Here is a 19,663-nt window from a genome sequence, read left to right as displayed (position 1 = left end):
CAGCATAGTTTGCCCTAAAAAAGACGATCAGATAAGAGCGAATAAGATGAGCAGGATTTACAGCGTATTGGCTGGCATGGTGGTGCTTTGCAGCGTGACCTTAACTGGGTGCAGCAAAGATACTGCTGCAGCAGAACAGGAAGTTCCCTTTGTCATGGTGGCCACACCCACCACTTCACAGCATGAATTAAAAAGTTATGCCGGTGATGTGCAGGCACGTCAGCAAACGGCGCTGGCATTTCGGGTCGCTGGACAGGTGACCCAGCGCTTCGCCGATGTGGGTGACCAGGTCAAAGTCGGGCAAGTCCTGGCAACTCTGGATGTCAAAGATGCCCAGCTGCAGCTGAATGCAGCACGTGCCCAGCTGGAAAGCGCGCAGTCTGCCACTAAGATTGCTCAGGATGAATTACAACGTTTCAAGCAGTTATTGCCATCCAATGCCGTGAGCCGCTCACAATATGACGCGATCGAAAACCAGTACAAGACCGCCACGTCAAATCTGAAGCAGGCACAATCCAACTATGATACCGCTAAAAACCAGACTGCTTATAACCAGCTGATTGCCACCAGAAACGGCGTGATCACTGCACGCAATATTGAAACAGGACAGGTGGTCGCTGCCGGGCAGGCGGCGTATGAACTGGCGATTGCCGGTGAGCGTGAAGTGGTGATTGGGGTGCCGGAACAGGCTATTTCGGAAATCAAGGTTGGACAGGCAGCTACAGTGACATTATGGTCCAAACCTGAAGAAAAATTTGCCGCTTTTGTCCGCGAGATTTCACCGGCAGCGGACCAGTCGCGTACCTTCAGGGTTAAAGTTTCCTTACGTGAAGGCAATGGCCAGATCCAGCTGGGACAAAGTGCCCGGGTATTTTTTCAGCACAGCCGCGATAATATGCTTAGTGTGCCGCTATCCAGTGTCTCGGCAACGGATCAGCAGGCTTATGTCATGGTGGTCCAGCCGGATCATACCTTACGTAAAGTCCCGGTCCAGCTCGGTGCCTATGGCCGGGACAGTGTTCCTGTACTCAGTGGCCTCAAGCCGGAAGACTATGTGGTGATTGGCGGCGTACATCTGCTGCGTAACCAGCAAAAAATCAATCCGATTGATCGTGAAAACCGTCGTGTGACCATTCAGGCAGGGAGTTAAGCATGAACTTTAACCTGTCGGAATGGGCCTTAAAAAATAAAGGTCTGGTGCTGTATTTTATGATCCTGCTGGGTCTGATCGGCATCGTCTCTTATTCCAAACTGTCACAAAGTGAAGATCCACCGTTTACCTTTAAAGTTATGGTGATCCAGACCTACTGGCCGGGTGCCACTGCCAAAGAAGTATCCCTGCAGGTCACTGACCGGATTGAAAAGGAACTGATGACCACGGGTCAGTATGACCGTATCATGGCCTATTCGCGTCCGGGTGAATCCATGGTGACTTTTGTTGCCAAGGATTCCCTGGCTTCGAAAGATGTCGCGGATGTCTGGTATAACGTGCGCAAGAAGGTGGGCGATATCCGGCATGAATTGCCACAAGGGGTACAAGGTCCATTCTTTAATGATGAATTCGGCGATACCTTTGGCAATATTTATGTGCTCAAGGGTAAAGATTTTGACTATGCGACCCTCAAGGAATACGCCGACCGCTTACAGCTGCAACTGCAACGGGTCAAAGATGTTGCCAAAGTTGAGCTGATTGGCCTGCAAGACCAGAAAATCTGGATTGAAATTTCCAATACCAAGGCCATCCAGCTGGGCGTTCCAGTCATGGCGATTCAGCAAGCCCTGCAGCAGCAAAATGCCACCACCCAGTCTGGTTTTTTTGAAACCGGTTCAGACCGGATACAGGTGCGGGTCAGTGGTGCATTAAACAGTGTTGAAGAATTAAGACAGATGCCGCTGCTGGTCAATGGCAAAACCATTCAGCTGGGGGATGTCGCGGAAGTCTATCGAGGCTTTAGTGATCCGGCACAACCGCGGATGCGCTTTATGGGCGAAAACGGCATTGGTATTGCTGTATCGATGCGTAAGGGCGGGGATATTCTGGCACTGGGTAAACATCTGGAACAGGAGTTTGCACGTCTGCAAAAAACCTTGCCACTCGGCATGGAGCTACAAAAAGTCTCTGATCAGCCGGTGGCGGTCAAACGCAGTATTAACGAATTTATGAAAGTGCTGGCAGAAGCGGTGATTATCGTATTGCTGGTCAGTTTTTTCTCGCTCGGTTTCCGGACCGGTCTGGTGGTGGCTTTCTCGATTCCGCTGGTGCTGGCCATGACCTTTGCCGGTATGCAGCTGTTTGATGTCGGACTGCATAAAATTTCCTTAGGGGCGCTGATTCTGGCCCTCGGTCTGCTAGTCGATGATGCCATTATCGCGATTGAAATGATGGCGATTAAAATGGAGCAGGGTTATAGCCGTTTACAGGCGGCCGGGCATGCCTGGCGCACCACCGCTTTTCCGATGCTGACCGGGACCCTGATTACCGCTGCCGGTTTTCTGCCGATCGCCACTGCAGCCTCGAGTACCGGGGAATATACCCGTTCGATTTTCCAGGTAGTGACCATCGCATTGCTGGTATCCTGGCTGGCCGCGGTACTGTTTGTGCCTTATCTGGGTGATAAGCTTTTACCGGACTTCAACAAAGATTTAATTCAAAAAGCGCCGTGGTATCAGCGGCTCTGGGCACGTCTGCGCAAACAGCCGGAACCGGCGCCGATTGTGCATCATGCCGGCGAACATTATGACCCTTATGAAACCCGGTTTTATCAGGGTTTTCGCCGTTGGGTCGATGCCTGTGTGACCTATCGTAAAACTGTCATTGCTGCCACCGTCGGAATTTTTATCCTGTCTATTTTAATGTTTAAGCTGGTGCCGCAGCAGTTTTTCCCGCCTTCGAATCGGGCGGAAATTCTGATAGATCTGAAACTTGAAGAAGGTGCATCACTGAAGGCCACTGAAGCTGCAGTAAAAAAAGTCGAAGCTTTTTTATCGAAACAAGAGGGCATTGATAACTATGTGGCTTATGTCGGGATTGGGTCTCCACGTTTCTATTTACCGCTCGATCAGCAGTTGCCGCAAAGCAGCTTTGCCCAGTTTGTGGTATTGGCTTCATCGCTGGAAGACCGTAATGAAATCCGCAAATCCTTAAGTGACCAGATTCGCAGGTTATTGCCGGAAGTGCGTACCCGGGTGTCCTTGCTGGAAAATGGTCCACCTGTGGGCTATCCACTGCAGTTCCGGGTATCGGGGGAAGACTTGGGGCTGGTGCGTGAATGGGCGCAGAAAGTCGCTGCCACCGTGAGTGAGAATCCGAATACCACCAATGTGCATCTGGACTGGGGAGAGCCGAGCAAAGTCATCAAATTGCAGATTGATCAGGATCGTGCCCGTCAGCTTGGGGTGAGCAGCAGTGAACTGGCCAATGTACTCAACAGCTCGATTTTGGGGGCCGGCATTGACCAGTACCGTGAAAAACGTGAACTGATTGAAATCCGTTTGCGTGGTGCTCAGGCTGAACGGGTGGAGGTAGCATCTTTAGCCAGTCTGGCTGTTCCGACCGCAACCGGTAGATCGGTACCTTTGGCGCAGCTTGCCAAAATTGAATACGGCTTTGAAGAAGGCCTGATCTGGCATCGTAACCGCTTGCCGACCATTACCGTGCGTGCCGATATTCGTAGCAAGTTGCAGCCCGCTACTGTGGTCAATGAACTCAAAGAGCCACTGGAAAAAATCCGGTCAGAGCTGCCGAATGGCTATCTGCTGCAAGTGGGCGGTACAGTTGAAGAATCGGCTCGTGGACAGAACTCGGTGAATGCTGGTATGCCCTTGTTCCTCGCAGTCGTCATGACTTTATTGATGATTCAGCTCAAGAGCTTCTCACGGGCTTTTATTGTGTTCCTGACTGCACCTTTGGGCATTATCGGAGTAGTGTTATTCCTGTTAATTTTCAATAAACCTTTCGGTTTTGTGGCGATGCTTGGGACGATTGCCTTATCCGGAATGATCATGCGCAACTCGCTCATTCTGATTGACCAGATTGAGCAGGATATTCAGGCCGGAGAGTCGCAGTGGGATGCCATCATCAATGCCACGGTACGCCGTTGTCGTCCGATCGTATTGACCGCACTGGCTGCGGTGCTGGCCATGATTCCCTTGTCCCGCAGTATTTTCTTCGGGCCGATGGCAGTGGCGATTATGGGCGGTTTGATTGTAGCCACACTATTAACCCTGTTTTTCCTGCCTGCCTTATATGCACAGTGGTTTAAAGTGAAAAAAAGTTTAAATTCTGTTTAAATTTGTCATAATTTCAGGTGCGAAATTTTGAAATTTTCAATATAGTAGCACCTGAGATTTTTATAATTTAAAAAAATAAGTATTTGCTGCATTGGCCGAACTGCCAATATGGTAACGAGGTTGATCCAAACATGACTCAAGTTCCATTAACCAAAATGCGACGCTCCGTAGCGATGGCTTATGTCTTCATGTTTTTGGCCTTATTTACGCTGGTTAGTGGATTATTCGCCTACTGGTTTGCCCGTAAAGTCACCCAGGTCGATTATGCAGAAGTCTGGTTACAGGCACAGGCACTATGGATCATGCGTAATATCGTGATTTATACCATTTTGGCGATCTTTGCTGCACTGTGGTTTATTCCACTGTTTTTCTTTGCCTGGGATAGTCAGCTCTGGGTCAAAGCCTGTGTAGTGACCGGGGTGATTTTCAGCTTCATTGCTTTTATTTTTCTAATCAATGCCTGGTTTAAAGGTATCTACAAGTTTTCGCAAAACAAAGCAGTCTTCTAAAAACATATAATTTTTTTAAAATTTCCCCTTGTAAAACTAGGTTTAACCCCCAATTTTAAACCTCAATTGAATATTAAACAAAATTCCGTGAGGAGCATCGCCAGACATGGCTAAACGTGATTATTATGAGGTTTTGGGTGTCGCTAAAACCGCTAGTGATGATGAAATCAAAAAAGCCTACCGTAAGTTGGCGATGAAATATCACCCAGACCGTAACCCGGAAAATCCTGAAGCAGAAGAGAAATTCAAAGAAGCTTCAGAAGCTTATGAAGTCCTGTCTGATAGTGAAAAACGTAGCATGTACGACCGTATGGGCCATCAGGCCTTTGAAGGTGGTATGGGCGGTGGTGGCTTCGGCGGCGGTTTTAGCGCAGAAGACATTTTCAGTCAGTTTGGTGATATTTTCGGGGGTGCTTTTGGGGGTGGTGGTCGTAGCCAGCAACGTGCCCGCCGTGGTTCAGACTTACGCTATGTGATGGAATTGACCCTGGAAGAAGCAGTTAAGGGTGTCAAGAAAACCATTACCTTTACGGCTCCGGCACCGTGTGATGCCTGTGATGGTAAGGGATCAAAAAATCCAAACGATGTAGAAACCTGTCCGACCTGTCATGGTGCAGGTCAGGTGCGTATGCAGCAAGGTTTCTTCTCGGTACAACAGACCTGCAGCACCTGTCGTGGTCAAGGTAAAATCATCAAGAACCCATGTAATAAATGTCATGGTTCTGGTGTAGTAGACCGACAGCAAACTCTGGAAGTGACTATTCCTGCCGGGGTAGATAATGGCGACCGTGTACGCTTGACTGGTAAAGGTGAAGCGATCCGTGACGGCCAGCCTGGTGACTTGTACGTAGAAGTGGTGGTGCGTGAGCACGAAATCTTCCAGCGTGATGGGGCCGATCTGTATATGGATGTTCCGGTATCGATCGTGGATGCTGCCTTAGGCAAGGAAATTCAGATTCCGACCCTCGACGGTCGTGTCAGCCTGAAAATTCCTGAAGGAACGCAAACTGGTAAACTGTTCCGTTTACGCGGTAAGGGTGTTAAGCCGGTACGTAGCAGTATGCAAGGCGATTTGCTGTGCAGGATTGTGGTTGAAACGCCAGTCAATTTAAGTTCACGTCAGCGCGAACTGTTAAAAGAACTCCAGGAAACCATGGATGGTGACGACAGCAAGTCATCACCGAAGAAAAAATCATTCTTTGACCGTTTATTCGATTAATGGAATGAAACTAGAAAAAGGACGCTTTGGCGTCCTTTTTTATGGCTTATAGCAAATTTTATTCTGCTGTAGGTTTCTCAATCAGAAGGGCCTGCATATTCTCAAGTCTTATCAATCCCGGCAAACCCCATTTTTAGATATAGTTTCCTAAATATGAATAGGTTTTAAATCTTTTCTCTGCCCTGATTTTTTCAAAAAGATCCCGGTCGCCCTTAGTAAATTTAATGATTTTAGGCAAGAAAATGATTTCATTTTCTCTACTAAACAACAAGTTGATATATCGATCTGGATTAGACCAGCCATGTCTATCTTTAAAATAGAAAGCTGAATAATCTGCACAGAATGCCTGAATACTCATATATTGTTTATAATCTATAAAGACTTTCTGCTGGCATAAATAAGCTAGAAAATAGAGGAATGATCCTTCTGAATAGGTATTTTTAATTTTTTCAAAGTTAATATCTTGTTTTAATTTTTCTAAAAGTGCCTCGGGTGAAGAATATAAGGCTTCTAGCAAAACTTCTAACCACTTTCCAATGATAAAACTACCTTTTGGAGAACCTAAGAACCAGGATTCGACACACGGCAGATCATGAATAAAATGACATTTTCTATAAAAGCCAATAAGTTCATAATGAGTTTGATTATATTGATTTAAGCCAGTAATGTTATTGATCGAGGTGTTGGTCAGAGTGGAGGCATCAATCCAAAAACCGCCATAATTGTATAGTAGAATAAGCCTTAATAAATCACTCCGAAAAGTAGGATTCATATCATCCTTAAATAAATCATATTCTGTATAGTCTCTTATATTGTCTTTATTAATTAAGGTAATCTCATAGCCCGGGTTTAAATTTTCAAGTTTTTTAACTATTTTGTTAATGAGCGGGGGAGGATTTGAATCCCAATATAACCATATATTTTTTTCAATAGATTTGGGTTGAGTGAGTTTATTGTATTCAAACAAATCTGAATAATGAAATTTTTCTGTTGTATCAACATAATCATTAAATTTTAAATAGAATTCTTCCCATCCTAAAGGTTTATCTGAGCCATTCACAATATTGAGATCTGATCTGCAGGATAAATATTTATTTTCTATTTTTATATTAAGGTGATATCCATGATGATGAACGATCAGATTTACTTCTTGTAAATTATCAGTTAAAGAAAATTTATTTTCTAGAAAGAATATATATTTCTTGGAATCATTTAGCTGAATAAAAATGTTTTTTCCATCAAACAGTACTTCATATATACCAATCGGGATACCATCCCTATAGCATTTTAATGAACTGGTCTCTAGGTCATAGCCCAATATACCACCATGGAAACCTACTAAATTTATATTATTCAAAATTAAACCCTGGATATCATTTATTTATATAAAATTATATTCAGCTTGCAAATATAATTAATGAGTCTTGTTGGATAGATAAATAAGTAATTTTATTGGAAATAGAAAAACTATATTATAAATTATTCCTCTTATAAAACCCCAAACGCAGTTAAAAAATATGAGGAAAAAGCTTCATTATTACGTTCTAAGTAATCAATTTTTCTAAAATCAACTTACTATTTTATATACAATATATTAATTTTTATAAATATAATCAATATGATGGAGAACCATAATTTTTTATATTTTCCTCCTATTCGCTTGTTTTCAGTCCTTTGTCAGGGAGCTTCATGGTCAGCCACAATTGAAACAGGAACTGTAGCAAGTGTCTATAAGAACGGCTTTGTGACATGCCCACTGTCAGGAAGTTTCGTAAAAAAGTATTTTTATTGAATTTATGCAATGCATCTTAGTGTTATTCCAGAGTTTTGTTATAGTAAGAACAATTTTGGATCAACATCAGGACTATGTTATGTCAGCTACACCACGCATTGGGATTTTGGGTGCAGGCGGTCGTATGGGGCGTATCCTTATTCAGGCTGTGCATGAAGCAGGTTATCAATTGGCGGCTGCAGTAGAACGCCCTGAAAGTACCTTATTGGGTGCTGATGCGGGCGAACTTGCCGGAATTGGCGCAACAGGTGTGAAGGTCGTGGGTAGCCTTACAGATGTAGTCAAAGACTGTGATGTCGTGATCGATTTCACTGCACCCGCAGCCACCGTCAATCATCTTAAAATCTGCCGTGAAGCAGGTGTCGCCATCGTGATTGGTACGACAGGTATGAATGACGAGCAAAAAGCCTATCTGGAACAATCTGCGACGGAAACCCCTGTAGTCTATGCAGCGAATTATTCAGTGGGCGTAAACGTCTCGATCAAACTGCTTGAACTGGCCTCTAAGGTGTTTGGCGATACGGTTGATATCGAAGTGATTGAAGCACATCACCGTCATAAAGTCGATGCGCCATCGGGTACAGCTTTGATGTGGGGTGAGGCGATTGCGGAAACTTTGGGTCGTGACTTAAAAGAAGATGCAGTGTATTGCCGTGAAGGTCATACTGGTCCGCGTGAGCGTAAGAGCATTGGCTTCCAGACCATTCGTGGTGGTGATATTGTCGGTGAACATACCGCAATGTTTATTGCCGACGGGGAGCGTGTGGAAATTACCCATAAAGCCACCAATCGCATGAACTTTGCTTCTGGTGCGGTACGTGCTGCTGCCTGGGTAGTGGGCCGTGAAGCGCGTAAATATGATATGAAGGACGTGCTTGGTTTTAACGATATTCAGGTTTAAAACCGAGTTAAAATCATTTATAAAAAAATCTAAAACTAAAATAAGACGAATAAAAAATGCAAAAAATGATTTTCCTGCTCTGTGCAGTGGCGCTTGGTGCCATTGCGCAGGCCAAGCCTGTCGGGACGCCTAAACTCAGTATTCATAAAAATAATATCAAGGTCTGGACCTACCAGAATGAACAAAACCCGGTCTTTCTCTATAAAGCTGAAACCACCTATACTGCACCCATTGAAAATGCCGTGTCCCTGATTCTAAATGTCGAGCATGCCGTACAGTGGGTTCCCTATATGGGAAGCATCAAGATTCTCTCGCGCGATGATAAAAAAGGCGACTTTACCCTGTATATGGTGCTGGATTTTCCATTTCCCTTAAAAGACCGTGACCTGATTGTACAGGGCAAGATGATCAAGGAAGCCAATGGCCAGATCACCATCAAGAATAAAGCCATCCAAAGTGGTTATCCTTTAAACCCGGATTATGTGCGTTTAACCGATTATCAGGGGGACTGGACTTTTCAGAAACTGGCCAATAACCAGGTCAAGGTTTCAACCTATGGTTATGCCAATCCGGAAGGTTCCATTCCTTTGACTTTTGTGAATATGTTTGTGCAACAGCAGCCTTATCAGATGCTGCAAAAGATGAAGACTGAACTGGCCAAACCTGCCAGTATTGCGGTCTTGCCTAAAGCCCTGCAATAAAAAAGACCCAATTTCTGGGTCTTTTTAACAGCTGAAAATAAGCAGGATTTAAGCTGTAAAATCTGCTTTAAGCACAATCCGGTAACGGGCTTTGCCTGAATGCAGATGTTCAATCGCCTGGTTCAGCTGTGACATCGGGAATACTTCAATTTGCGGAGCAATATTTTTACGTGCAGCAAATTTCAGCAGCTGGCGCAGTGCAGCCGGCGAACCTGTCGGTGAGCCGCTTACTGACTTGGCCCCACCAATCAGCATGCCAGCCGGAATCTGCATCGGTTCCAAGGGTACACCGAGCATATGTACAGTACCATTGGGTGCCAGAGTCGCCAGATAAGCCTGCCAATCCAGAGTCACATTGACCGTACTCAGCAATAAATCAAACTTGCCACGCTGGGCTTTTAAAGCAGCCGAATCACGGCTATTGACCACATGGTCAGCGCCCATGCCTTTCAGCTCATCACTTTTATCCAGATTTGAGGTGAAAGCGGTAATCTCACAGCCCCAGGCTTTTAGCAGCTTGATGGCCATATGCCCTAAACCGCCAATACCAATTACGCCAACATGGTGAATGGCCTGAATCTGATGTTTCAGGATCGGATCAAATACGGTAATCCCGCCACAGAGCAGGGGGCCAGCACTTTCAGGGTCAAGATCTTCGGGTAGGGGAATGACCCATTGCCACCCGGCACGCACTTTGTCGGCAAAACCACCGGCATGTCCGACAATGGTAGCCACCTGACCGCCAGTACACAGCACCTGCTGGCCTGAAATACAAGGATCGCAATATTGGCAACTTTCTGCCGTCCAGCCGATACCCACCCGTTGACCCACTTTCAGGCCTTTGGCTTCTGCACCCAGATGGGTAATGGTACCGATAATCTCATGTCCTGCCACGACCGGATAAACGGATGAACCCCAGTCATTATTGATCACTGAAATATCGGAATGACAGAGACCGCAGTATTCCACTTTGACTTCGACCTGATGCGGTTGCAGTTCTCCGGCATCAAACTGATAAGGTTCAAGTTCCGCACCTGCAGACATGGCTGCATAAGCTTGAATAATATTATTCGACATGATTTTGACTCTTATTTAAATGGGAGCATATTGTTTTAAAGTCACAATGATTTTCATGGTCATTGACCATACCAACGGCCTGCATAAAGGCATAGCAAATGGTGGGTCCGACAAATTTAAAACCGGCCTGTTTAAGGGCTTTAGACATCTGCTGACTCTCAATGGTTTGAGCGGGTGCTTGCCGATAATCCACAACATCATTATTCAGTCGCGGTTGCTGTGCAAAAGACCAGAGCCAATCCACCAGATTAATCCCTTGCTGTCGCAGCTTTAGCCATGCTTGGGCATTTTCCCGAATGGCATTGAGTTTGCCGCGATGCCGTATCAGGCTAGCATCTTCGAGTTTTATTTGGAGTTGTTGATCTGTAAGTGAGGCGATAGATTCGATTGAATATTGAAAAAAATGTTCACGATAAGCTTCACGTTTTTTAAGAACGGTAATCCAGGCCAGACCGGCCTGCTGTCCTTCCAGACACAGCATTTCAAACAGGCGATTTTCATCCAGCAGGGCCTGTCCCCATTCCTGGTCATGGTAGGTGATATACAGCGGATCATCGGAGCACCAGCCACAGCGTTGCACAGTCATGTGATGCTCCTTGTTTTGATGTTTTTATAATTTAAACACAGTCCATTGATCCTGCTGATTGTCCCAGTACCACAGTTCAGCCTGATCCAGATCGCTAAATTGAATCCACATATCTTTACCGGCCTTGTCAGCATAGCCGGTACTGATCAGAAGCGCATCCTCGGTAATTTCCATCACCCAGCCCTGGTAAGTTTGACCATTCAATACAATTTTTTGTTGATTGCCTGATTCAGCAAATTCCACCAGACGATTGATCAACGCTTCTGACATGTAAATATCCTAAAATTAACGTAAATAGGGATAAGGGTTGACCACACCGCGGCCCTTGCCCTGTAAATAGATTCCATAATGCAGATGAGGAGCAGTATGCCGGGCATTACCGCTATTGCCGACATAACCGATCAGCTGGCCTTTTTTAACATGGTCGCCTACTTTTAAGCCACGTTTATGACCATCCAGATGCGCATAATAATGCCAGGAGCCGCCTGGACCCAGAATCCAGACTACTTTACCACCCAAATTGTTATTACGTAAATCCGCAATCAGGCCCTCAGTCGCGCTAAAAACTTTGGTTCCACGTGGAGCCATGATATCAATGCCTTCATGCAGACGTCCGCGACTGCGCGAAGCGCCCCAGGTATCTGTTAATTCACGTGCCTGTACGCGTGCCACCGGGATTGCCAATGAATTAGGCATCTGCAGGCTGTTGAGTCTCTTCACCAGGATAGGGTTCAGTTGTACAGCGGGGGATTTTTTCGGTGTACTGTTACAGGCTGCCAGCAGCACAGTGATGAAAACAATCCATGTCAAAGCAAGGTATTGGCGCACTTTATTCATCCTTAAATATTGGCAATGCTCATGTCGAGCTGATCGATATTTTGCTTTGTCCAGACTATGTCACAGGTTGACGCTAGTGATCAATTTTTTCATGGCAGTCGGAATACCGGCATCGGTTGCTGTTTGTGGACTCATCCAGCAGCCTTGCAGTTCAATCGCCAGATGCTCCTGCTGATCCTGATCTACAGCAAAAACAATCGCTTCAAGGTGCCAGGTAAAATGGGTAAAACTGTGGCTAATCTGGGTCTTTTTGACGATATTTTTCAGGCCCAGCTGCTGGCATCGCTGTTCCAATTCATGTGCATTTTCAATAATCGGCAGACACCAGAGACCGCCCCAAAGACCACTATTGGGACGTTGCTGCCAGAGCCAGTCTGTACCGGACTGGATCAGCAAGACCTGCGCAGAACGTACCGGAACCGGTTTTTTAGCCTTCTTGAAAGGCAATTCATTTTCCAGTCCTTGCTGATGTGCCTTGCAATGCTGCTGCATGGGACAATACAGACACAAAGGCTTTTTTGGCGTACATACGGTTGCTCCCAGATCCATAATCGCCTGGGTATAGTCATGATTGCGTTCGACAGGACAGAGCTGCTCCGCCAGCTGCCATAGGGCACGTTCATGCACTGGTTTGGACAGATCATCTTCAATGGCAAAGAAACGTGACAATACCCGTTTGACATTACCATCCATAATTACGCCATATTGACGTAAACCGAGTGACATCAGGGCGCCCGCGGTAGAACGGCCAATGCCGGGCAAAGCCATCCATTCTTCCAGAGTATGAGGGAACTGCTGCTGTGCCGTCACGATGCCGGCCGCTTTATGCAGATTGCGGGCGCGGGCATAATAGCCGAGACCTGCCCAGTAAGGTGCAACCTCATCCCATGAGGCTTGACCTAAGTCCTGAACAGTCGGGAAACGCTGGATAAATCGTTCGAAATATTGCAGTACAGTTTTGACCTGGGTTTGCTGCAACATGATTTCAGAGACCCAGACTTTATACGGATCATCGGTCACCTGCCAGGGCAAGTCATGACGACCATGCACATCAAACCATTCCAACAGGGCATCTGAAAATACGAACATGAACACCTAGCAACCGAATAAGCAGCAGCTAGTATAGCGGAATCAGCAGGGTGGGAATGTGAAAAGTAGGATAAAAATGGCTGCTCATTTATTTGGGCAGAAGAGTGATTTCAAAAAAATAAACGCTCCGTAGAGCATTTATTTTTGATATAGAACCTGGTTAATCATTAATTCCCCAGCGCTCATCCAGCTTCAAGGTTTTGCCTGCATAACGCGGAATAATATGAATATGCAGATGTTCTACCTTTTCCTGAAATACTTCACCATCAATAAAACCGACATGAAACCCGGCAGGCTGGTAGCGTAATTGCAGTTCATTACGTGCCTGTTCCAGTAAAGACATCAAACTTTTACGTTCTTTGTCAGTCACTTCAAAAAATGAGGCCACATGCCGTAATGGAATCACGACACAGTGACCTTCGGACAATGAATTCGGTTCAGGCAACACCACACCATAATCATTTTTGGCAATGACATCATATTCGTCAAAATTGCAGTAGGGGCAGTTGGTTTCAGCCATCATATACATTCTCCTCTGGTAGGATTTATCTTTCTTTTCTTCATGAAGTATCTGAAATATTCAGCCTGTAAACAAGCCGAATAGTTGTTTCTATTTATGCCAAACGGCGATCCAGTAAGGCGTACATTGCTGCCAGGCCTTTTTGTTCCGCTTCTGGATTGTAGCCAAGATCCACGCCATTGGCTTTGGCCCGTTCATCGGCAAGCGGGTTGCTAAAGCCATGTTTGGCATTTTCAAAAACAATCACTTCATGTTTGACCTTGGCAGCCTGCATTTCCTCCTGGAAACTGGCGACATCATCTAGCGTTACCATACTGTCCAGTTCTCCATGCAGCACCAGGATTTCTGCCTGTACCTGACCTTCCTGAGCTGGTGCTTTTGGCGTCAGATTGGCATGGAAAGTGACGACTGCTTTTAATGGGGCATTGGAACGGGCCAGATCCAGTACGACTTTGCCTCCGTAGCAGAAACCAATCGCTGCAAGTTTTTCGGGATTAACTTCATCCTGCGCTGCCAGAGCATTCAAAGCCGCTGTGGCACGGTTAACGATGGTGTCAGGATCTGCAAAAGTCTGCATCATCCACTGATATGCCTGATCAGAATTGGTCGTGACTTTTTTATCCCCATACATGTCCATGGCCAAGGCCGCATAGCCATGTTCTGCAAGTTCACGGGCACGCTGTTCGGTATATTCGTTACGACCCCACCATTCTGGTGCGACCAGTATACCGGCAACAGGAGTATCAGTTTCTGGTGCGGCAAAATAACCGATTAATGAGCTGCCATCCTGTGCAGTGTAATGAATTTCGCGGGTCTTGATTGCTGCCATGCTGACGTCCTCTATTGTTGTTGAATCGCTTGATTAAAACATAACATAGCAAAACTGATTGGAATGTGACATGAAAACTTGCAATTTAGGGAGGTTGAAAGGCATAAAAAAGAGAGGTAAATCTAGAACCTCTCTGCTTTTTTATCAGGAAAAATAGGATTTATTATTTAATAATTTCCAGTAATTCCACATCAAAAATCAAGGTACTGTTCGGCTCAATTACATCCCCTGAACCAATTTGTCCGTAGGCCAGTTCAGCCGGAATGAAGAAACGATATTTGGCACCTTCTTTCATCAGCTGCAAGCCTTCGGTCCAGCCAGTAATGACCTGGGTGGTACGGAATACCACGGGCTGATTACGGGCAATCGAACTGTCAAAAACTGTACCATCAATCAAACGGCCTTCATAATGTACGCGGACATTACTGTTTGCATTCGGCGATTTGCCTTTACCTTCCTGAAGAATCTGATATTGCAGGCCTGATTTGGTGGTTTTGATCCCAGGTTTTTTGGCATTCTCTGCCAGAAACGCCTGACCAATTCTGGCATTTTCATCAGCCTGTTTTTTTAGGGTAATCAGCTCTTTGGCTTCAGCCTGACGCTTGAACTGGGTCAATACCCGCGCCATCTCTTCTTCACTTAAAGTCGCCTGTTTTCCGGCAGCAGCAGCTTTTAAACCGGCACTGAAGGCATCCAGATCAATACCTTGTAAAGAGTCTGCATTACTTTTTCCCATCAGATAACCAAAGCTGTAACCCACCTGTTCTGCTTCAGAACTTTTAGTGGTGATGTCTTTGGCAAAAAGACTGCCAGAACTTAGCAGTAAAACCAGCAAGCTTATTTGTATTTTCATTATCATTTCTCAAAATAAAGGAGAGCACAATGCTCTCCTTATTCGTGGATTATTTGACTTCGATCAGTTCCACATCAAAAATCAAAGTGCTGTTAGGAGGAATAGTTCCTGGTACGCCCTGTTCGCCATAAGCCAGTTTTGCCGGGATATATAGCGTGGCTTTGCCGCCTTCTTTCATCAGTTGCAACCCTTCTGTCCAGCCTGGAATCACCTGGTTGAGTGGGAACTCAATCGGCTCACCACGTTCGACCGAGCTGTCAAATACGGTACCATCAACCAGTTTTCCGGTGTAATGGACTTTCACGATTGACGATGCCGCAGGCTGTTTGCCGGTGCCTTCTTTAGTGACTAGATATTGCAAACCAGATGCTGTGGTTTTTACCCCTGCTTTTTTGGCATTCTCAGTTAGGAAAGTATCGCTGGATGCTTGAGCCTGCTTGGCACTGTCGACTTGCTTTTGCTGCATTTCTTTCTGGAACTGCTCATAAGCGGCCTGTAATTCTTCTTCAGTATAAGCAGGTGCAGTACGGGCATGACCTTCACGAACACCTGTCACAAAGCTGTCAATATCCAGCTCAGGTGGAGTTTGGTGAGCAACTTCATAACCAAGTGCATAGCTGATTTTAGAAACAGCTGAGGCATTTTTAGATGCTTTTGTTGTTTGAGCAGCTGGGTTTTGAGTTGCATAGTAAACAGGTACTAGCGCGGCACCGCCTAAAAGAACAGCGACAGCAATCGGTAAGGCCTTACTCATGTATTATTCCAATCTAATGTTATCGTGGAGGTTCATTCCATCTTAGCAGAAAATTTTGAGAAATCTTGCAGAATGGGTGGTTTTTTAGCAAGCGAATACCGCAATTCTGTTGAAGCTGGAAGACATAAAAAAAACCAGCAATTGCTGGTTTTTTTTATGAATGAGGTCAGCTATTTTGTACTCTAGACTTATAACTGTAAATGTAATCGTAACTATAGCTTCCTGCGGCCGAAGGTTGAATATCATTCAGGATAAAGCCATTTACGATACAACCGGCTTGTTTAAAGCGGTTCAATGTCAGCTCAAGCTCCTTCATTTGAGTTTTTGCATAGCGTGCTACGACCAAATTGAGTCCGACATATCGGGCTACGATAGTCGCATCCGTGACCGCCAATACAGGTGGTGTGTCAATAATGATATGGTCATAGTGTGGAATCACAGATTGCAGTAGCTCCTGAAAGCGTACTGAATTGAGAAGCTCAGATGGATGGGTTGAGCTTTTACCGCAGGTGATGACATTTAAGTTCGGAAGATTGGTGTTTTGTATCGTCTGTTCTAATGTAATTTGCTCATTCAGGTATTCAGTTAATCCATTTTGATGATCCAGATCAAAATATTTGTGGATATGTCCACGACGCAAGTCTGCATCAATCACCAGTACGCGTTTGTTTTTTTCTGCCATGATGACCGCCAGGTTGCTACAAACAAATGATTTTCCAACTTTGGGTGCGGGACCTGAAATCATGATGATGTTGTTCTTGGCCTGGCCAAGGGCAAAATGGCTCGCGGTGCGGATGCTGCGCAAACTTTCGATCGCAATATCATCGCTATGTTTAAGGGCCAATACGAAAGGAATATTTTTCTTTTTCAGGAGTTTTAGCCCAGGTTTCTGACTCGGTGAGTGTACGATATTTGCATAGACCGGAAGTCCGAGTTGATATTCTATCTGACTGCTCTCTTTCACCCCGGAACGCAGCATATTGCGGAATAATGCCACCAGGATTCCCAGGAAAATACCGAACCAGAAGGCGAGGAACAGAATCAGGGGTGTTTTCTGTTGCATCTGGTCAATCGGTTCAAGTGCGGTATCAATGATATGGACATTGCCAATTTCACCCGCTTTGGCAATGCGCAGTTGCTGATAGGAATTTACCAGGTTGGTATACAGTTGTTGTTTGACTTCTACATCACGTGACAGTTGCAAGAACTGGCGTTGGATCTCTGGAACATTTTTAAGTGCGGTATTCAGCTCGCCAATCTTACCATTGATGACCCGAAGTTGAGCCGTAATTTCCCGCATGGCCGGATGTAGTGCTGCATATTTGGCACCTATTTCAGCCTGTCTCTGTTCGAGTAAGACTTTTTGTGTTTCGAGGGTGACGCTCTGGTTTAAGTACAATTCAGATTCTTTAGCAATATCAACAGTATTATGCTGTTGGCGGAATTTATTAAAGGCAAATTCTGCATTATCCAGCTGTTTTCTTAAATCCGGTAATTGTTCATCCAGAAACGCCAGTGTTTGGGCTGTTTCTGTGGAACGGCGTGTAATATTATGCTGGCTATAAAGGGCTAAAATCGTGTTCAGTACTTTGGTGATGTGCTGTTTATCTTGCCCCTGATAACGAAGCTGCAGAACACCACTCAGTTCGCCTTTTTCTGTAACGGAGTAATTGGCGAGAATGGAATCAATCGCTGTAGGCAGCGAGAGTTTTTGTACCCGATAGCTGTTATCTAGCTTATCCTGAGTGAAGATGGCAACTTTCCAGTCTCCCTGTGCAGCTTTGCCTTGAACGGCCTGGTTAAGTGGCCCTTGAAAGACAATTTCTTCTGTAGCTGGATTGATCAGGCTAAAGCTCTGTGGTTGAAATTTTAGCAGGAGACTTTTATCCAGATACGCTGCAGGAACTTCAAACTGACGGATATCAAAGCTTTTAAAACCTTCTTTAAAGCGTACTGTTTCAGGCTGATATTCGGTTTGCGAGTTTCTTCCCTGAATAAGACGGTTGATAAAAGATTCTTCAGTACTGGCGATATGCAGATCCAGATTTAAACGATCAATCACGGACTCAAGAATAGTGCGTGATTTTAACACCTCAATCTCAGCATTCGACGAAGACATCTGACTAATAATACTTGACAGGCTGCCTAATAAAGCAGCTGATGCCCCTCTACTTTCCTCGACCTGGACAATTGCATCTACCTTATAGCTAGGGGCTGCGGTGCGTATATACAGCAGCACGACAATCAGGCTGAGCAAGCCACATAACAGGATGAGTTTCCATTGCGCGAGCAGGGAAAAGAACACCCCTTTTAGGTCAATCATATTTTCGGTATTGTTATTTTTGTTCATAATTTTACTATCTAAAAGTTTAAAAGTGATTTTTCCAGTCAGTGAGTTATTTTTTAACAAAATTATATAAAATAATCAAAGACTTGCTGCCTTTGCGAAAAAGGACTCTAAAATTCTGGTTATATGGTCCTTTCCTGAAATATCTAACCCGCATAAGGCCAGATATTTTAATAATGATCAGAAGAAGACAGTTCTTATTATGTCTGTTTCCTATTCAGTATTAAGCACCTGGTACTATATATAGCTAAATTACCTATCGTATAGCCGAGTCAGCGACATATGAAAATGGAAGAATCTGGCTCACAACGCGTTCCCAACGAGTCAGACCTGTGGCATCTACATAGACAATATCGTTACTACGCATCTTGAACTGTTTGGCCAGGCCAAAATCTCCAAGGTTGTTTAAACTTAAGTGATATATGTCGGTCATCTTGTTATCGGAATTGCCACGTAAGACATAAATCCGGCTAGCACTCGCTGAATAGGGGTTGATGCCTTCACTTTCACCCAGCACATCCGCAAGCGTCATTCCCTGATCACGTATTGGCAACGGTTTATTGGCACCTGCTTCCCCCATCACATAGATTTTCTGGTTTTCACGAGGGCTGATATAAAGAGTGTCATTTGGTTGAATCAAGAGTTTATGTAAAGAATATCCAGCCTTTTCCAGTGCAATAGTATTCAGGTCATAGGTCACCCCCTGACGTACCAGTTGAATTGAAGTCGAGTCACCCTGCTCATTGATACCGCCAGCCAGACCTAATGCTGTATAAACACTAATCGGTTGGTCAGACAGGTAAAACTGTCCTGCCGATTTCACATTGCCAACCACAGAATAGCGTTGTCCTTGATATGAAATCACGCGTACCACTACATCCGGGCGGTTTAAATAAGGTGTTAATAGGCGTCGTACTTCCTGATTCACTTGCGGAAGAGTTTTTCCTGCTGCTTTATAGCGTCCAATGAATGGAAAGTGGATATAACCATTCCGGTCAATTTGATAGCCGTTGTTATTATCGCTGGCCGTAGGGGCGGCACTGATTTCAGGATAAGCCCATAATTGAAAAGATAAGATATCACCCGGATTCAAGCGGTAATCCTGCACCTCGGTCTGAAATAAAGCAGCATAATGACTGAGATTATTTGTTTGGGCCGACTGTACGACAGGCAGAGTTTGCTGATTTAATTGCACCAGATTGACAGGCGTTCCCAGCTCAGTTTGATAGATGCCTTCTTTCGGTAAATTATAGGTTTGAAAGCCGGATATTGCTGCACATCCAACGGCTTTGTTGCACAAAGATTTAAAAGACAACACTCTGCTCATTTGAACAGAATTCAAGTGACAACTTGGGTATG

At 45.1% G+C, this 19,663-nt stretch carries 18 protein-coding genes; 6 read left to right on the top strand and 12 right to left on the bottom strand.

Features of this window, described 5'->3' with window-relative positions:
- Positions 1 to 46: 46 nt before the first annotated feature.
- From VXP95_RS13725 to dnaJ, 4 genes are all read left to right on the top strand, one after another.
- Positions 47 to 1,150, top strand: coding sequence for an efflux RND transporter periplasmic adaptor subunit (locus VXP95_RS13725; protein WP_416712227.1), 1,104 nt, complete (start codon positions 47 to 49; stop codon positions 1,148 to 1,150).
- A gap of 2 nt (positions 1,151 to 1,152) precedes the next feature.
- The gene (locus VXP95_RS13720; RefSeq protein ID WP_416712226.1) at positions 1,153 to 4,290 is read left to right on the top strand and encodes an efflux RND transporter permease subunit; all 3,138 of its coding nucleotides are present in this window, start codon (positions 1,153 to 1,155) and stop codon (positions 4,288 to 4,290) included.
- A gap of 131 nt (positions 4,291 to 4,421) precedes the next feature.
- Positions 4,422 to 4,799, top strand: a complete 378-nt coding sequence (locus VXP95_RS13715; RefSeq protein WP_144723900.1) for a sodium/proton-translocating pyrophosphatase — start codon at positions 4,422 to 4,424, stop codon at positions 4,797 to 4,799.
- 106 nt (positions 4,800 to 4,905) lie between these two features.
- A complete protein-coding gene (dnaJ, locus tag VXP95_RS13710) occupies positions 4,906 to 6,018 on the top strand; it encodes a molecular chaperone DnaJ (protein WP_064096871.1) in 1,113 nt (370 codons plus the stop codon).
- A 133-nt stretch (positions 6,019 to 6,151) separates the two neighbouring features.
- On the opposite strand, the gene VXP95_RS13705 is transcribed toward dnaJ, so the two are convergent.
- Positions 6,152 to 7,375: a glycosyltransferase family 32 protein gene (locus VXP95_RS13705; protein ID WP_064096872.1), complete on the bottom strand. Its 1,224-nt coding sequence runs from the start codon at positions 7,373 to 7,375 to the stop codon at positions 6,152 to 6,154.
- Between the two features lie 514 nt (positions 7,376 to 7,889).
- On the opposite strand from VXP95_RS13705, the gene dapB reads away from it, so the two are divergent.
- Together dapB and VXP95_RS13695 are read left to right on the top strand one after the other, a co-directional pair.
- Positions 7,890 to 8,711, top strand: coding sequence for a 4-hydroxy-tetrahydrodipicolinate reductase (gene dapB, locus VXP95_RS13700; protein ID WP_191730832.1), 822 nt, complete (start codon positions 7,890 to 7,892; stop codon positions 8,709 to 8,711).
- Positions 8,712 to 8,767: 56 nt separating this feature from the next.
- Entirely contained in the window at positions 8,768 to 9,412 is a 645-nt protein-coding gene (locus tag VXP95_RS13695) for an START domain-containing protein (protein WP_064101659.1), read from the top strand.
- Positions 9,413 to 9,460: 48 nt separating this feature from the next.
- Here the strand turns inward: VXP95_RS13695 and ahr are convergent, their stop codons facing one another.
- The 11 genes from ahr to VXP95_RS13640 all read right to left on the bottom strand — a co-directional run bounded on the left by ahr (position 9,461) and on the right by VXP95_RS13640 (position 19,631).
- Positions 9,461 to 10,489: an NADPH-dependent aldehyde reductase Ahr gene (ahr, locus tag VXP95_RS13690; RefSeq protein ID WP_191730834.1), complete on the bottom strand. Its 1,029-nt coding sequence runs from the start codon at positions 10,487 to 10,489 to the stop codon at positions 9,461 to 9,463.
- A complete protein-coding gene (locus tag VXP95_RS13685; RefSeq protein ID WP_416706008.1) occupies positions 10,479 to 11,075 on the bottom strand; it encodes a DNA-3-methyladenine glycosylase I in 597 nt (198 codons plus the stop codon). The genes ahr and VXP95_RS13685 overlap by 11 nt, the downstream gene beginning before the upstream one ends.
- 24 nt (positions 11,076 to 11,099) lie before the next feature.
- Positions 11,100 to 11,345: a hypothetical protein gene (locus tag VXP95_RS13680; RefSeq protein WP_064096877.1), complete on the bottom strand. Its 246-nt coding sequence runs from the start codon at positions 11,343 to 11,345 to the stop codon at positions 11,100 to 11,102.
- Positions 11,346 to 11,360: 15 nt separating this feature from the next.
- Complete coding sequence (locus tag VXP95_RS13675) at positions 11,361 to 11,903, bottom strand: M23 family metallopeptidase (RefSeq protein WP_416712225.1); 543 nt, start codon at positions 11,901 to 11,903, stop codon at positions 11,361 to 11,363.
- Between the two features lie 69 nt (positions 11,904 to 11,972).
- On the bottom strand, positions 11,973 to 13,001 hold the full coding sequence (mutY, locus tag VXP95_RS13670) for an A/G-specific adenine glycosylase (RefSeq protein ID WP_416712224.1): 1,029 nt from the start codon (positions 12,999 to 13,001) through the stop codon (positions 11,973 to 11,975).
- 160 nt (positions 13,002 to 13,161) lie between these two features.
- Complete coding sequence (locus tag VXP95_RS13665; RefSeq protein WP_064096966.1) at positions 13,162 to 13,521, bottom strand: HIT family protein; 360 nt, start codon at positions 13,519 to 13,521, stop codon at positions 13,162 to 13,164.
- A gap of 94 nt (positions 13,522 to 13,615) precedes the next feature.
- Positions 13,616 to 14,350, bottom strand: coding sequence for a dienelactone hydrolase family protein (locus VXP95_RS13660; protein ID WP_416706005.1), 735 nt, complete (start codon positions 14,348 to 14,350; stop codon positions 13,616 to 13,618).
- A 163-nt stretch (positions 14,351 to 14,513) separates the two neighbouring features.
- On the bottom strand, positions 14,514 to 15,203 hold the full coding sequence (locus tag VXP95_RS13655) for an FKBP-type peptidyl-prolyl cis-trans isomerase (protein WP_064096881.1): 690 nt from the start codon (positions 15,201 to 15,203) through the stop codon (positions 14,514 to 14,516).
- A 49-nt stretch (positions 15,204 to 15,252) separates the two neighbouring features.
- The gene (locus tag VXP95_RS13650) at positions 15,253 to 15,957 is read right to left on the bottom strand and encodes an FKBP-type peptidyl-prolyl cis-trans isomerase (protein WP_064096882.1); all 705 of its coding nucleotides are present in this window, start codon (positions 15,955 to 15,957) and stop codon (positions 15,253 to 15,255) included.
- Between the two features lie 166 nt (positions 15,958 to 16,123).
- Entirely contained in the window at positions 16,124 to 18,307 is a 2,184-nt protein-coding gene (locus tag VXP95_RS13645) for a polysaccharide biosynthesis tyrosine autokinase (RefSeq protein WP_416681021.1), read from the bottom strand.
- A gap of 253 nt (positions 18,308 to 18,560) precedes the next feature.
- Positions 18,561 to 19,631 (bottom strand): polysaccharide biosynthesis/export family protein, encoded by a 1,071-nt coding sequence (locus VXP95_RS13640; protein ID WP_416712229.1) that lies wholly within the window; start codon positions 19,629 to 19,631, stop codon positions 18,561 to 18,563.
- Positions 19,632 to 19,663 lie beyond the last annotated feature (32 nt).

Source organism: Acinetobacter sp. 226 (genome assembly GCF_048147925.1).
Taxonomy (GTDB): Bacteria; Pseudomonadota; Gammaproteobacteria; order Pseudomonadales; family Moraxellaceae; genus Acinetobacter; species Acinetobacter pecorum.
Note: the sequence above shows the minus strand (reverse complement) of the source record. Positions and strands in the feature narration are given on the sequence as shown.

Excerpts from the sequence above, each read along its gene's own strand:
- mutY (WP_416712224.1), bottom strand. The coding sequence starts at position 13,001 with ATGTTCGTATTTTCAGATGCCCTGTTGGAATGGTTTGATGTGCATGGT.
- dapB (WP_191730832.1), top strand. The coding sequence starts at position 7,890 with ATGTCAGCTACACCACGCATTGGGATTTTGGGTGCAGGCGGTCGTATG.
- VXP95_RS13685 (WP_416706008.1), bottom strand. The coding sequence starts at position 11,075 with ATGACTGTGCAACGCTGTGGCTGGTGCTCCGATGATCCGCTGTATATC.
- VXP95_RS13660 (WP_416706005.1), bottom strand. The coding sequence starts at position 14,350 with ATGGCAGCAATCAAGACCCGCGAAATTCATTACACTGCACAGGATGGC.
- VXP95_RS13655 (WP_064096881.1), bottom strand. The coding sequence starts at position 15,203 with ATGAAAATACAAATAAGCTTGCTGGTTTTACTGCTAAGTTCTGGCAGT.
- VXP95_RS13665 (WP_064096966.1), bottom strand. The coding sequence starts at position 13,521 with ATGGCTGAAACCAACTGCCCCTACTGCAATTTTGACGAATATGATGTC.
- VXP95_RS13640 (WP_416712229.1), bottom strand. The coding sequence starts at position 19,631 with ATGAGCAGAGTGTTGTCTTTTAAATCTTTGTGCAACAAAGCCGTTGGA.
- VXP95_RS13720 (WP_416712226.1), top strand. The coding sequence starts at position 1,153 with ATGAACTTTAACCTGTCGGAATGGGCCTTAAAAAATAAAGGTCTGGTG.
- VXP95_RS13650 (WP_064096882.1), bottom strand. The coding sequence starts at position 15,957 with ATGAGTAAGGCCTTACCGATTGCTGTCGCTGTTCTTTTAGGCGGTGCC.
- VXP95_RS13645 (WP_416681021.1), bottom strand. The coding sequence starts at position 18,307 with ATGAACAAAAATAACAATACCGAAAATATGATTGACCTAAAAGGGGTG.
- VXP95_RS13725 (WP_416712227.1), top strand. The coding sequence starts at position 47 with ATGAGCAGGATTTACAGCGTATTGGCTGGCATGGTGGTGCTTTGCAGC.
- dnaJ (WP_064096871.1), top strand. The coding sequence starts at position 4,906 with ATGGCTAAACGTGATTATTATGAGGTTTTGGGTGTCGCTAAAACCGCT.
- ahr (WP_191730834.1), bottom strand. The coding sequence starts at position 10,489 with ATGTCGAATAATATTATTCAAGCTTATGCAGCCATGTCTGCAGGTGCG.
- VXP95_RS13715 (WP_144723900.1), top strand. The coding sequence starts at position 4,422 with ATGACTCAAGTTCCATTAACCAAAATGCGACGCTCCGTAGCGATGGCT.
- VXP95_RS13680 (WP_064096877.1), bottom strand. The coding sequence starts at position 11,345 with ATGTCAGAAGCGTTGATCAATCGTCTGGTGGAATTTGCTGAATCAGGC.
- VXP95_RS13695 (WP_064101659.1), top strand. The coding sequence starts at position 8,768 with ATGCAAAAAATGATTTTCCTGCTCTGTGCAGTGGCGCTTGGTGCCATT.